Raw genomic sequence first — 14,070 nt, forward strand, 5'->3', positions numbered from 1 at the left:
GCTCTATGCGATTGATCTTGGCTGGCTCAGGCGGCGACGGCTTGGACTTCCATGGCGGCATCGGCAGCCATTTCAATCAGCGCGCGCTTGTATTCGTTCGGGAAGACTTTCACGAACTTGCCGCGCGCCGCGGCCCAGTCGTCCAGCAAGACGCGGGCGCGGGTGCTGCCCGTGTGCTTGAAGTGACGCTCGATCAGGCGCTTGAGGATGACTTCATCCGCTTCCGGCACGCCGTCGCGGTGCTGCGTATGCCAGGCGTCGCGGTCCAGATGCTGTTCCGCCGCGGAGACGACCTTGTCCAGGCTGACCATGGCCGTGTTGCACTTGCTGGCAAAGTCGCCCGCCGGGTCATACACATAGGCGATGCCGCCCGACATGCCGGCCGCGAAGTTGCGTCCCGTGTTGCCCAGGACCACCACCGTGCCGCCCGTCATGTATTCGCAGCCATGGTCGCCCAGGCCCTCGACCACCGTGGTGGCGCCCGAGTTGCGCACGGCAAAGCGTTCGCCGGCCACGCCATTGAAGAAGGCTTCGCCGGCGATGGCGCCGTACAGCACCGTATTGCCGATGATGATGTTGTCCACGGCCCAGCCGCGGAATTCCGTATTCGGCCGCACGATGATGCGTCCGCCCGACAAGCCCTTGCCGACGTAATCGTTGCCCTCGCCCACCAGGTCGATGGTGATGCCGTGCGCCAGGAAGGCGCAGGCCGACTGGCCCGCCGTGCCTTGCAGCTGGATGTGGATGGTGTCGTCCGGCAAGCCGGCATGGCCGTATTTCTTCGCCACTTCGCCGGACAGCATGGTGCCCACCGTGCGGTTCAGGTTGCGCACGGGCGAGATGAAGGAGACGCGCTCGCCCTTTTCCAGCGCCGCGCGCGCTTGCGCGATCAGCTTGTGGTCCAGCGCCTTTTCCAGCGCATGGTCCTGGAATTCCACGTGGCGACAGGCCTGACCATCCGGGGTTTCCGGCTTGTAGAAGATGGCCGAGAAGTCCAGCCCCTGCGCCTTCCAGTGCGAAATCGCCTTCGATTTATCGAGCAAGTCCACGCGGCCGATCAGTTCGTCATACGTGCGGATGCCCAGCTGCGCCATCAATTGACGGGCTTCCTCGGCAACGAAGAAGAAGTAATTGACGACATACTCGGGCTTGCCCGAAAACTTGGCGCGCAGCACCGGATCTTGCGTGGCCACGCCCACCGGGCACGTATTCAAGTGGCATTTGCGCATCATGATGCAGCCTTCGACCACCAGCGGCGCCGTGGCGAAACCGATCTCGTCGGCGCCCAGCAGGGCGGCGATGACCACGTCGCGGCCCGTCTTCATCTGGCCGTCGGCTTGCACGCGGATGCGGCTGCGCAAGCCGTTCAAGACCAGCGTTTGTTGCGTTTCTGCCAGACCCAGCTCCCACGGCGTGCCCGCATGTTTCACGGACGACAGAGGCGAAGCGCCCGTGCCGCCGTCGTGGCCGGCGACGACCACGTGGTCGGCTTTCGCCTTCGTGACGCCGGCAGCCACCGTGCCGATGCCCACTTCCGACACCAGTTTCACGGAAATCGAAGCGCGCGGATTGGCGTTCTTCAAGTCATGGATCAGCTGCGCCAGATCTTCGATCGAATAGATGTCGTGGTGCGGCGGCGGCGAAATCAAGCCCACGCCCGGCACGGAAAAGCGCAGGCTGGCGATGTATTCGGACACTTTATGGCCTGGCAATTGACCGCCTTCGCCCGGTTTCGCGCCCTGCGCCATCTTGATCTGGATCTGGTCGGCCGAATTCAGGTAGGCAGCCGTGACGCCGAAGCGTCCCGACGCCACCTGCTTGATGCGCGAACGCATGGAATCGCCTTCCTGCAGCGGAATATCGACGACGATCTGCTCGGCGCCCACGACGGACGCCATGGTGTCGCCCTGGCGGATGGGGATGCCCTTCAATTCCTGCGTGTAGCGGTTCGGATCTTCGCCGCCTTCGCCCGTGTTCGACTTGCCGCCGATACGGTTCATGGCCACGGCCAGGGTCGCGTGCGCTTCCGTGCTGATGGAACCGAGCGACATGGCGCCCGTGGCGAAGCGCTTGACGATTTCCTTGGCCGGCTCCACTTCGTCGAGCGGGATCGCCTTGGTCGGGTCGAGCTTGAATTCGAACAAGCCGCGCAGGGTCAGGTGGCGACGGCTCTGGTCGTTGATGATTTGCGCATACTCTTTATAGCTGGAGAAATTGTTGCTGCGCGTGGAATGCTGCAATTTCGCAATCGCATCCGGCGTCCACATGTGGTCTTCGCCGCGCACGCGGAATGCGTATTCGCCGCCCGCGTCGAGCTTGTCCACCAGCACGGGATCGTTGCCGAAAGCCAGCGCATGCAGGCGCAGCGCTTCTTCCGCCACTTCAAACACGCCGATGCCTTCCACGTTCGAGGCCGTGCCCTTGAAGTATTTGTCCACCAGCGACTTGTTCAAGCCGATGGCTTCGAAGATTTGCGCGCCGCAGTACGACATATACGTGGAAATGCCCATCTTCGACATGACTTTCATCAAGCCTTTGCCCACTGCCTTGGTGTAGTTGTAGATGGCTTTGTCGCCCGACAAGTCGCCCGGCAAGCCGTGCGCCATCTCGACCAGGGTTTCCATGGCCAGATACGGGTGGACGGCTTCCGCGCCATAGCCAGCGAGCAAGGCGAAGTGGTGGGTTTCGCGGGCCGAGCCCGTTTCCACGACGAGACCGGTGGACGCGCGCAAGCCCTTGCTCACCAGGTGCTGGTGCACGGTGGAGGTGGCCAGCAGCGCGGGAATCGCCACCTGGTCGGCGCAAATTGCGCGGTCCGAGACGATCAGGATGTTGTGGCCGGATTTCACGGCGTCGACGGCTTCCGCGCACAGCGAGGCCAGGCACGCTTCCACGCCTTCCTTGCCCCAGGCCAGCGGGTAGCAGATGTCCAGCTCGTACGACTTGAACTTGCCGCCCGTGTGAGCGCTGATGTTGCGCAAGCGGGCCATGTCGTCAAAGCCCAGCACGGGCTGCGCCACTTCCAGGCGCATCGGCGGGTTGACGTTGTTGGTATCGAGCAAGTTCGGTTTCGGGCCGATGAACGAGACCAGCGACATCACCATCGCTTCGCGGATCGGGTCGATCGGCGGGTTCGTCACTTGCGCGAACAGTTGCTTGAAGTAGTTATACAGCGGCTTGAGCTTGTTCGACATGACGGCCAGCGGCGAGTCATTGCCCATCGAGCCCGTCGCTTCTTCGCCGGCCACGGCCATGGGCGCCATGAGGAATTTCAAGTCTTCCTGCGTGTAGCCGAACGCCTGCTGGCGGTCCAGCAACGATGGCTGCTCTTTTTCGCCCTGGGCGCGGTCCTGTTTCGCCTGCCCTTCGGCCAGCTTGATCTCGTCGAGCTTGATGCGCACCGAGTTGATCCACGCTTTATATGGCTTGGCGTTGGCGTAGGTGTTTTTCAGTTCCTGGTCGTCGATGATGCGGCCCGCTTCCAGGTCGATCAGGAACATCTTGCCAGGCTGCAAGCGCCATTTCTGGATGATCTTCGACTCGGGAATCGGCAGCACGCCCGATTCCGACGCCATCACCACCAGGTCGTCGTCCGTGACGATGTAGCGGGCCGGGCGCAAGCCGTTGCGGTCCAGGGTGCCGCCGATGTGGCGGCCGTCCGTGAACGCCATGGCGGCGGGGCCGTCCCACGGTTCCATCATGGCCGCGTGGTATTCATAGAAGGCGCGGCGGTTGTCATCCATCGTCGTGTGGTTTTCCCACGCTTCCGGAATCATCATCATCATCGCCTGGGCGATCGGATAGCCGGCCATCAGCAGCAGTTCCAGCGCATTGTCGAAGCACGCCGTGTCGGACTGGCCTTCATAGATCAGCGGGAACAGCTTTTGCAGGTCGTCGCCCAGCACGGCCGACTTCATCACGCCTTCGCGCGCGCGCATCCAGTTGAAGTTGCCTTTCACCGTGTTGATCTCGCCGTTATGGGCGATCAGGCGGTATGGGTGGGCCAGCGGCCATTCGGGGAAGGTATTCGTCGAGAAACGCTGGTGCACCAGGGCCAGGGCCGAGATGCAGCGCGCATCCTGCAAGTCCTTGTAGTACACGCCCACCTGGTCGGCCAGCAGCAGGCCTTTATAGACGATGGTACGGGCCGACATCGACGGCACGAAGAATTCCTTGCCGTGCAGCAGTTTCAAGGCCTGGATGGCGTGGCCCGACGATTTGCGGATCACATACAGTTTGCGCTCGAGCGCGTCGGTCACCATGATGTCCGGGCCGCGGCCGATGAAAATCTGGCGAATCACCGGTTCCTTGGCGCGCACGGTGGGCGACATCGGCATGTCCGTATCGATGGGCACGTTGCGCCAGCCCAGCACGACCTGGCCCTCGATGCGCACGGCCCGTTCGATTTCCTGTTCGCACGCGATGCGCGATGCGTGTTCCTTCGGCAGGAAGACCATGCCCACACCGTATTCGCCAGGCGGCGGCAATTCCACGCCCTGCTTGGCCATTTCTTCGCGGTAATACTGGTCGGGAATCTGGATCAGGATGCCGGCGCCATCGCCCATCAGCGCATCGGCGCCCACGGCGCCCCGGTGATCGAGGTTTTTCAGAATCAGCAAACCCTGTTCGACGATCGAATGGGTCTTGTTGCCCTTGATATGGGCGACGAAACCGACGCCGCAGGCATCGTGTTCATTGGCTGGGTCGTACAGGCCTTGCGCTTTCATGGGCTTCTCCGCTGCATATGACTATCGAAAAACTAGAGTAGTGCAACGCAACAAAAAACTCAACTACAATAATTAGGGTCGGAGTCGAATTAAATTCGATTCTGTCGCTCTAAAAATTTAATAGGGACATAGTCGTAGGGATTTCAATAAAAGCGCGGAAAGGAACCATTTTTTGTTTTAAATGCGAATGCTTTTTAATTGGCGGCCGCGTCGGCCACGATTTTGCGGGGACGGCCCCGCTTGGCAGGCAGCACTTGCCGCTGCATTTTCTGCTCCAGCGCCTGCTTGAAAGCGTCGGAACCCAGCGGCCAGCCCTTCAATACAGCCTGTTCCACCACTTTCACCTGGCTGCTGCCCAGGCCTTGCTCGAACAGGCGCAGATACGCCGCCTCGCGGTCGAACGGCGTGTTGCCCAGCGCCCAGTACAGCGCATGGTCGGTGATGACGGGATCGGGACGCACGCCCGCATGGTGGGCATAGCTGGACCAGCTGTAATCGAGCGCCTGGCCCGCCAGGCCCGTTTGCACAGGCACGCATTCCAGGTAGCGGCAGCACGTGAGGAAGAAATTGTCGGGATCGATGACGGAAGTTTTGTAGCGTCCCTGCCACAAGGCGCCTTCGCGGCCGTATTTCTGGTTGAAATACGGCACGTAATAGCGCCCCAGCCACTGCATCAGCTGTCCCAGGCCCGTCGCATCGGCCGGCGTGGCCAGCAAATGTAGCTGATCAGGCAATAAAACATAGGCGTGGATGGCCACCTTGAACATTTTCGCCCCCGTTTTCAGCCAGGACAGGAATTGCGCGTAGTCCGCCGCGTCCTGGAACACGGGTTGGCGGTTGCTGCCGCGCTGAATCACGTAATGGGGCAGTGCTGGAATGATGAGGCGGGGCAAACGGGCCATGGCAGAATCGGTAAAAAGAAGGCTAAGACCTTGATTTTACACACTTGCGCGCGCAAGGAGCGACTCTGTCCCTGTTTTATTTGGAATGTGGAAAAAAGCGACTGACTCTGTCCCTTTTATTGCGCCGGCCACTTGCGGGCGGCGCAACAAGGTCATCAGGACAGGTTAAAACTGGCCGACAGGCTGTAGCCTTCGCCATACGCGCTGCGCAGCGGCAAGTCCTGGCCCAGGCCCGTCTTGGCTTTCTTGCGCAAACGATACACGAGCATGTCGACCCGGCGGCCCGCATCGGGATCTTCGCCCCCCATGCCGGCCACGATGACGTCGCGCGGCACGGGACGGGTATTAATGGTGAGCAAGTGCAGGAAGTTGAATTCCTTTTCCGTCAAGGCGATGACGGCGCCCATCAACTCAAGTTGGCGAGCGCTTACTTTCAACGTCCACTTGCCCGGCTCGGGTACAGGATCTTGCGGCCCGACGCGGCGGTCGAGCGCTTCGATGTGCGCCGCCAGTTCGGGGAATTTGATCGGCTTGGTCAGATAGTGGTCGGCGCCCAGGCGCAAGCCCAGGATGCGGCTGTCGAAGGCGACGCGCCCCGTCAGCACCAGCACGCCGATTTGCGGATACAGCTGGCGCATGCGGGGGATGACGTTGAAGCCGTCTTCATCGGGCAAACCCAGGTCCAGTACGACCACGCCGACATTGCCATGGCTCAACGCCGTCCACATACCGCCAGCGGAGCTGGTGATATGGACTTCGTGTTCGAGCTCAACGAGGAACTCCGCCATGTCTTCGGCGTAGTCGAGATTGTCTTCGACGATCAGTATTTTCGTCATTGCTACGCCATTCTTCCGTTAGTGAGCACACCGAGGGCAAACCATGCCATGCACTTCTACACCATGATGGACGGCACAATAGGTTTACGTCAAGGAATTATCACGGTTGCCTTCAGCGGAAGCAAGGCTTTTCCTTGTCTAGACAGGAAGCGGCAGCCAAATGCGGAAAAGTGCCCCGCCTTCGGGCAGATTATGCCCCTGCAAACTCCCGCCATGCACGTCCACCACGGCGCGCGCCATGTACAGGCCCAGGCCCGCGCCCGGATGCGTGGCATTAGTTCCACGGAAACCTTTTGCGAACAGCTGCGCCAGTTCTTCTTCCCGCAAGCCGGGCCCCGCATCGCGCACGCACAGCGCCACGCCGCCCTCGGGCACCAGCCTGGCCGACAAGGTGATGACGCTGCCCGGCGGGCTGAACTTGACGGCGTTGTCCAGCAGGATTTTCAGGCACAGGGCCATGCCGGGCACGTCGCAACGCAACCTGGCCGGCAAGTCTTCGTCGAGTTCCAGCTGCACGCGGTGGCTGACAGGCACGGTGGCGGCCGCCTGCTGCAGCAAGGCCAGCGGCGCGATGCCGTCGGCGGCCCGCTCGCGGCCGATGGCCGCCATGCGTTCGGGCGACAAATAGTCGTCGATCATGCCTAACAAACGGTCGACGGCCGTCTGGATTTTCACGTAGCGCTTGCGCGTGGCCTCGTCCGCCTCGGTGGACGTCGAGACGAGGCGCTGGATGGCGCCGTCGATGGTGGCCAGCGGCGTGCGGAATTCATGCGACAGCATCGAGGCGAAGCGCTTCTGCTCCTTTTCCCGCTCAGCTTCCTGCGCCTGGACGGCGCTGACGTCGCGCAAGGTCCCCGCCAGGGTCACGCCCCGCCCTGCCGCCGCGGGCACGATGGTGGAATGGATTTCCAGGGCCAGCTGGTGGCCGTCGGCGTGCGGCAATTCCACTTCGCGCAACAGGGTCAGGCGGCTGGCGTCGCCGTCGCGCCAGCGCTGCAGCCGGGCCGGCACGTCCGCCGCCAGCTGCGCCGCGTGCGCGCGCAAGGCGGGCAAGTCGTGGCCCGTCAGGCGCTGCGCGGCGGGACTGATATAGATCAATTCGAGGGTGGCGGCGTCGAGCAGGAAGGCCGCGTCGCGGCCGTGTTCGGCCAGCAGACGGAATTGCGCTTCGCCCGCCCGCGCGCGCAGCAGGGCGCGGCGCAACTGGACGAAGCGCAGCGCCATGAGGATGGCGCCGGCCAGCAGCAATACAAGAAAGGGCAGGAAGGGCAGCATGCGTTATACCTGGCAAGAAAGAATCGCCAAGTATAAGCGTGCGGCAACGTTAATCTTCCAGCGGGGCGAAAATCTGCTGCAAGTCTTCCTGCGTGAGGGCCATCTTTTGCGATTCGCCTTCGGCCAGGATCGATTGCGCCAGCTCCGATTTCTTTTGCTGCAGCAACTGGATTTTTTCTTCCAGCGTGCCCTTGGCGATCAGCTTGTAGACGAACACGGGCTTGTCCTGGCCGATGCGCCAGGCGCGGTCCGTGGCCTGGTTTTCCGCCGCCGGATTCCACCACGGGTCGTAGTGGATGACCGTGTCGGCCGCCGTCAGGTTCAGGCCCACGCCGCCCGCTTTCAGGCTGATCAGGAAGATCGGCACGGCGCCCTGCTGGAAGGCCGCCACTTGCGCGCCCCGGTCCTTCGTTTCGCCCGTCAGCAAGGCGTAGGGGATGTCGCGCGATTCGAGTTCTTCCTCGATCAATTCCAGCATGCTGGTAAATTGCGAGAAGACGAGAATCTTGCGCCCTTCGTCGAGCAAGTCTTCCACCATCTGCATCAGGTCGAGCAGCTTGGCAGAACCGGCCGATTGCTTCTTCGCCGGCAAGGATTTCACGAGGCGGGGGTCGCAGCACACTTGCCGCAGTTTCAGCAACGCTTCGAGAATGACGATCTGGCTGCGCGCCACGCCCTTCTTGTCGATTTCTTCGCGTACTTTTTGATCCATCGCAAGACGCACGGTTTCATACAGGTCCCGCTGCGGCCCCGTCAATTCCACCTTGCGCACCATTTCCGTTTTCGGCGGCAATTCCTTGGCCACATTGTCCTTCGTGCGGCGCAGCAGGAAAGGCTTGATGCGGCGATTCAAGAGCATGCGGCGCAGCGGATCATCCTGGCGCTCGATCGGATGGCGGAACTGGGTGTTGAAGGTCTTCTCGTCGCCAAGCAAACCCGGCAGCAGGAAGTGGAATTGCGACCACAGCTCGCCCAGGTGATTTTCCAGCGGCGTGCCGGACAGGCACAGGCGGTGGCGCGCGCGCAGCAGGCCTGCGCTTTGCGCCGCCTTGCTGCGCGTATTCTTGATGTAGTGCGATTCGTCGAGGATGACGAGGTGGAAATCGTGCTCGCGCAAGGTTTCCTCATCGCGCGGCAACAGGGCGTAGGTAGTCAGCACCAGGTCGCATTGGTCGATCTGGTCGAACTGCTGGGCGCGGTCCTTGCCTTGCAGCAGCAACACCTTCAAGCCGGGCGCAAATTTTGCCGCCTCGTCCTGCCAGTTGCCCATCAAACTCGTCGGTGCAATCACCAGCGCCGGATGCGTCAAACGGCCCGCCTCCTTTTCCACCAGGATATGCGCCAGGGTTTGCACGGTTTTTCCTAAGCCCATGTCATCGGCCAGGATGCCCGCCAGGTCGTGGTCGCGCAGGAATTGCATCCACGCCAGGCCATCGGCCTGGTAATCGCGCAGGGTCGCCTGCAGGCCGGCTGGTGCCGCCACTTTTTGCACGGCGCCGAACTGGCTCAGCTTGCGGCCCATGGCGCGCAGCTGCTCGCCGCCCGTCCACTGCATGTCCAGGCCGCGCGCCAGCTCTTCCAGGCGCGCCGCGTCCAGGGTCGACATGCGCACCGCATGTTTGATCTTGTCGCTGAAATACAGTTCCCCCAGCGTGTTCAGGATGGGACGCACGCGGCCCCACGGCAGGGCCACACGGGTGCCGTCCGACAAGGTCGCCAGCATCTGGTCATCGTCGGCATGCGCTTCGATGACTTTCGGGTTGAAATCGTTGGGTGCGTTGCGGATCAGCTGCACCAGCACGGGCAGCAGCGGCACGCGCTCGTGGTTGACGACGATGCCCAGTTCCAGCTCGAACCAGGCGTTGCCGCTGTCCGGGTCCTGGTCGTCGATTTCCGCGTACCAGTCGCCCACGTCGCTCACGTCATAGCGGTACTTGGCCGTCTTTTCCACGATCCAGCCCTGCGCCAGCAAGGCATCGATGCCGGACTCGGCAAAACGCAGCCATTCCGCCTGGGAAGGCAGTTGCAAGGCGCCCTTCAAGCCGCTCAAGGGGGCCGAGCCCGGCTTCTTGAATTGCAGCTCAGCCAACGTCGCCAGCGCGCGCGCTTCATCGACGGTGTTTCTCTGGATAATTTCCGTCACGTCACCCACTTGCCGCACCACGCGCTGCGACGGGTCGAACGAGACTCTTTCACCATCGTAGTCATAGGACAGCACGGCGAAGTCGCTCCAGCGCTGCGCGCCGCCATCGGCCAGCATGGCGCTGTCTAACAGCAAGACCGGTTGCGCCGGCACGTCCTTGCGCAAGCGCTGCGGCAACGGTTGCGGCAGCGGCATCAAATGCTGCAAGCCCTGCGCCAGCAGCAGTTGCGACACGCGCACCTTGTCGTTCGCGTTCAGGGGCGGCGCCTGCGCCACCAGCGCCTGCAAGTCGGCCAGGGAAATGTCGGAGCCGCCCTGGTTCAGTTCCAGCACGCCGCACGACAGGTTGTCGATGTACCACGGCGGATCCGTGGGCAGCATGTAGTCGATCTGGTCGGCGCCATGGTGCTTCGCGCCTTCCGGCGGGTCCACTTGCCAGCCCAGGCGCATGGTCTTGCCTTCGTCGCGCCAGAACAGGCGCGCGGGACGCACGGGACCTTCCTTCAACGGGTACACGAGGCCATTGCCGACGTCGGCCCAGGAATTGGCCCACAACAATTTATCCTGCTCGGCCAGCATTTTCAGCAGGGCCGCGCCCACCTTGCCCTTCGGCTCCGTGGCGCTGCCCGTCTGCGAATTCTGCCCGCTGCGCATGGCCACGAAGAAACGCACGAGGTCTTCGTCGGCTGGCGTCAGGAACGTGGGGGGCGCCGACAGCAGGGAAAAGATTTCGCTGATGGGGGACGCCGCCGCCACGTCGCCGTTCGGCCGCAGCCGCGCCTTGTACAGGCACAGGGCCACGTGGCGGCCACCGCTGGTGGGCGCCAGCACGTAGATCAATCGATGCTGGTTGAGTTTGGGGTCCGGTTCGGCAATGCTCAGCACGGCTTTCGGATGGGCGGCTGCCTCCACCCGCTGCAGCCAGGTGGCGACGGCATACGGCAAAGGCGCTCCCGGCGCGCTGGCCGGGGCAACTGGGGTTTCACTGGTTTCGTCGCGGGTAAAATCCATGGGGCGCATTTTTGTGTAAAGGTCGTATCCAAATCGGCAACAGGCAATATTATCCGCCATACAGCCGTTGCTGGCTTGATTCACACACGCTCTTTGAGCAGTTTTAATGCGCGATGCCTAAAAAATAAGTATTTAATACGACACTTGGGACCCGCAGACGGCAAAAAAGGCCCGTCACGGGCCTTTTTTGCCGCCGTTGGCCCGCTTGTCAGGCCGGCACAGTTTCTTCTTCTGCCACGTTGGCGGCTTCGACGAGCGGAGCGGTGCTCGTATCGGCCGGCGTAAAGTTGCGCAAAAACAAGAAGAACTGACCCATCATCTGCGTCCACAGTTGCAGATTGATATTCAGGTACTCGCGGCTGACGCCGCCGGCGACCAGCACATCCATTTCCAGCACGACGAAATCGCCATGCTGGGCCACGCGGGCAAAACGCTTGCTGCGGTGCCATTCGGCCAGCAAGCCGGCCGGCAAGTCGCCGCCCTGCACGCGCAGCGGGCAGCTCAGGGTCAGGTCCGCATACTGGCCAGGCGATGCTTCATTGCCCCACAGCACCTGAAAGCCGATGCCATGGCTGGCGCTGTGCAGGCGCACAACACCGTCGTGTTCGATGCTGGTGACGGCGCAGCCGGCCGCCTTGATGGCTTCGGCCGTTTGTTCCGCATTCAGGGTGGTCAGCAAGCTATTCGTGTTTTCCATCGTCATTCCATTCATTTCAAAAAGTAAAATTATTGGGGGGCCGGCGCGGGGGCGGCCGGCGTTGCTGCCGCTTCCGTTTGACGCGCATCAAAGCGGCCCTGGTACAGCTGGTCGCCGTACTGCTGGGCGATTTGCTCCAGCTTGACCCGGCTTTGCGCGGCGAACGGCTGGCGTGCCTTCATGACGTCCAGCACGTCGAGCCCTTCATACGCTTGCAGGATTTCCTGCCCGGCCGCATACAGCTGGGCATTCTTGCTTTCGCAGCGCGCCAGGGCGCCCCGCTGCGACGCCACTTCGCCGTCGAGGCGCGCGCGCTCCGCTTCCAGCTGCTTGCCCGTGGCGGCCAGCTGTTCGCTGGCCTGGCGGTACTGCGCCAGGCTGGCGCTTGCCTCTTGCGCGGCGGCGGCGCTGCGCTGTTGCTGCTCGCCCAGTTTTTCCCGTTGCGCGCGCTCCTGCGCCAGTTGCGACTGGCTGCGCGCCAGTTCCTTTTTCAAGCCATCGCTGGCAGGCGCGGCGACGGGCGCCGCCTTGGCGGCAGGTGCGCCCTTGGCTTTCAGCAATTCCAGCTCGCCGCGCGTCTGCTGCAGTTGCGCCGTGACATTGCGCAACTCGGCGCGCAGGCGCTCTTCCATGCTCTGGCCCTTCTGTCCCTGCGCCTGGGCGGTGCCGGCGGCCAGCAAGCTCAGCAACAGTAGCGGCACGCGCATTTTGTTGGATATCAACATCATGGCTCCTTAAAAACGCGCGTTCAATTCGATTTGCAGGGTGTCGATCGACAGTGCCGAACCGAACACTTCGCGACTCGACGTCCAGCGGCCGTTCAGCCAGGTATTCTTGTCGAGCGCATATGCGCCGCCCAGGTAGTAGCCGCGCGCATTCGTGCCGCCCAGGTGGAAGGTGGAATCGTTGTAAGCGTCAGGCAAGGCATCCGGTTCGATGCGCTTGTAGCCCAGTAAAACGTTCCAGTCGCCGCGCGCCGCCGGGTTCGCCTTGCCCAGGGTTGCCTGCAGCATGTAGGCATTGCCGCCGCTCCGGAAATCGGCTTGCGACACGCCGCCCGTGCCGCCGAAATTGTTCATGATGCCGCCCTTGGCGCGCGCCCACATTTCGTTCTTGTCGTAGGCCATGTTGCGCACATAATCGCCTTCGATGCGCAAGTCCGTGCCGCCGGCCACCTTGCTATCCCAGCGCGCATTCAGGTTGGCCAGGCGGAATTTCGACGCCAGGCCCACGAATTGCGGCTGCGGCGTGTTCGCCGGGTCCAGCGGATTCAGGGCGATATTGCGCAACAACATCAAACTGTTACCCTTTTGCATGCTCGACGGACGCGACCAGTCCGTGTTGCAGCCATCGGCGCCCGCATACAGCGCGCACGGCTGCGAATACTCGCCGCTGATGTTGCGGAAGTTGTAGTAGGCCAGCGCGCCGCGCAATTGGTGGTCGCTATTGATCTTCCACGACGCGCCCACTTGCGCGCCCAGCAGCCATTTGTTTTCGCTGGACATTTTTGCCTGGCTGCGGCTAGGCGCATTGTCGGACGAATACTCGAGCGGAATCAGGCCCAGGGTGCCGAACACGGTGACATCCTTGCTGTCACCCACCGGTTGCTGCACCTTGGCGGCGATGCCGTCGAAATTGAGTTCGCTGGAAAACAATTCATCACTGGAAACAAACGGATTGTCGAAGCGGCCCGCCGTCAGTTTCAGCCAGGAAGCGGGCTGGTAGGACAGCCAAGCCTGGTCCAGCCAGATGTTTTTCTTGCCCAGGCCGCCGCCCAGGGTTTGCGTGGTGGACACGGGGCTGTCGTCGTTGCCGCTGGCCAGGCGGATGCCTGCCTGCGTGCTGTCGGAAATGTCGGCCAGGATGCCCAGGCGGGCGCGCGCGCGCAGCAAGTGCTTGCGGTCTTCGCGCGTGTTCAGCAACGCTGGCAAGGCCAGGTTGGTGTTCGAATTGACGTCGTAGCCGCTGCCGCTGTTGAGCGAGCGCCAGTCGATCTCGATATTGCTGTTGGCCATGTCGTAATAGCGCGATTCGTAGCGCGCGCGCACGTCGCCTTCCACGCGGATGCGCTTGGTCCAGGCCGGCGTTTCATTCGGCGCCGCCCAGCCGCCCGCCTTCGCCTCGGCCAACACTTGTCCCTTGATTTCGTCGCGGATCTGCTCGCGCACGGTTTGCGAAATGTACGGCACGCGCACGTCGCCCGGCTGTACCTGCGCCAGGGCCGCCGGCGCTGCCGCCGGACGGGCTTGCGCGGCGGCCAGCGCTTCGCTTTGCGCCTGCGCCAGCAGCGCTTCGCCGGCATCCTTGTTGAGGGCGCCGCTCTGGATCAGGCCGCGGATCAGTTTGACCATGGTGCTGTCGGCCGGTGCTTGCGCTTGCACGGCGCCTGCCGCCACGCTCAGGGCCAGGGCAGCGAGCGCCAGCGGAAGGCGGCGCAGGCGCTGTGGGGAAGAAAATAAGGAATTCATTGTTTCTCTCG

Annotated in this window: 8 protein-coding genes; all 8 read right to left on the reverse strand. The window is 62.7% G+C overall.

Going from position 1 to position 14,070, the window contains the following annotated elements:
* Nucleotides 1-26: 26 nt before the first annotated feature.
* The 8 genes from OX459_RS25410 to OX459_RS25445 all read right to left on the reverse strand — a co-directional run bounded on the left by OX459_RS25410 (nt 27) and on the right by OX459_RS25445 (nt 14,059).
* Entirely contained in the window at nt 27-4,727 is a 4,701-nt protein-coding gene (locus tag OX459_RS25410) for a glutamate synthase-related protein (protein ID WP_099666074.1), read from the reverse strand.
* A gap of 194 nt (nt 4,728-4,921) precedes the next feature.
* Nucleotides 4,922-5,629 (reverse strand): transposase, encoded by a 708-nt coding sequence (locus OX459_RS25415; RefSeq protein ID WP_099666073.1) that lies wholly within the window; start codon nt 5,627-5,629, stop codon nt 4,922-4,924.
* A gap of 155 nt (nt 5,630-5,784) precedes the next feature.
* Nucleotides 5,785-6,465: a response regulator transcription factor gene (locus tag OX459_RS25420; protein ID WP_034753797.1), complete on the reverse strand. Its 681-nt coding sequence runs from the start codon at nt 6,463-6,465 to the stop codon at nt 5,785-5,787.
* A 138-nt stretch (nt 6,466-6,603) separates the two neighbouring features.
* A complete protein-coding gene (locus tag OX459_RS25425; RefSeq protein WP_289907038.1) occupies nt 6,604-7,740 on the reverse strand; it encodes a HAMP domain-containing sensor histidine kinase in 1,137 nt (378 codons plus the stop codon).
* Between the two features lie 49 nt (nt 7,741-7,789).
* The gene (locus OX459_RS25430; RefSeq protein ID WP_251351534.1) at nt 7,790-10,894 is read right to left on the reverse strand and encodes a DEAD/DEAH box helicase; all 3,105 of its coding nucleotides are present in this window, start codon (nt 10,892-10,894) and stop codon (nt 7,790-7,792) included.
* Between the two features lie 208 nt (nt 10,895-11,102).
* A complete protein-coding gene (locus OX459_RS25435; RefSeq protein WP_230523257.1) occupies nt 11,103-11,591 on the reverse strand; it encodes a YbjN domain-containing protein in 489 nt (162 codons plus the stop codon).
* Between the two features lie 29 nt (nt 11,592-11,620).
* Entirely contained in the window at nt 11,621-12,316 is a 696-nt protein-coding gene (locus OX459_RS25440; protein ID WP_289907039.1) for a hypothetical protein, read from the reverse strand.
* A gap of 9 nt (nt 12,317-12,325) precedes the next feature.
* Complete coding sequence (locus OX459_RS25445) at nt 12,326-14,059, reverse strand: putative porin (RefSeq protein ID WP_289907040.1); 1,734 nt, start codon at nt 14,057-14,059, stop codon at nt 12,326-12,328.
* Between the last annotated feature and the right edge of the window lie 11 nt (nt 14,060-14,070).

The sequence above is a fragment of the Janthinobacterium sp. SUN026 genome (assembly GCF_030397625.1).
Classification (GTDB): Bacteria; Pseudomonadota; Gammaproteobacteria; order Burkholderiales; family Burkholderiaceae_D; genus Janthinobacterium; species Janthinobacterium kumbetense.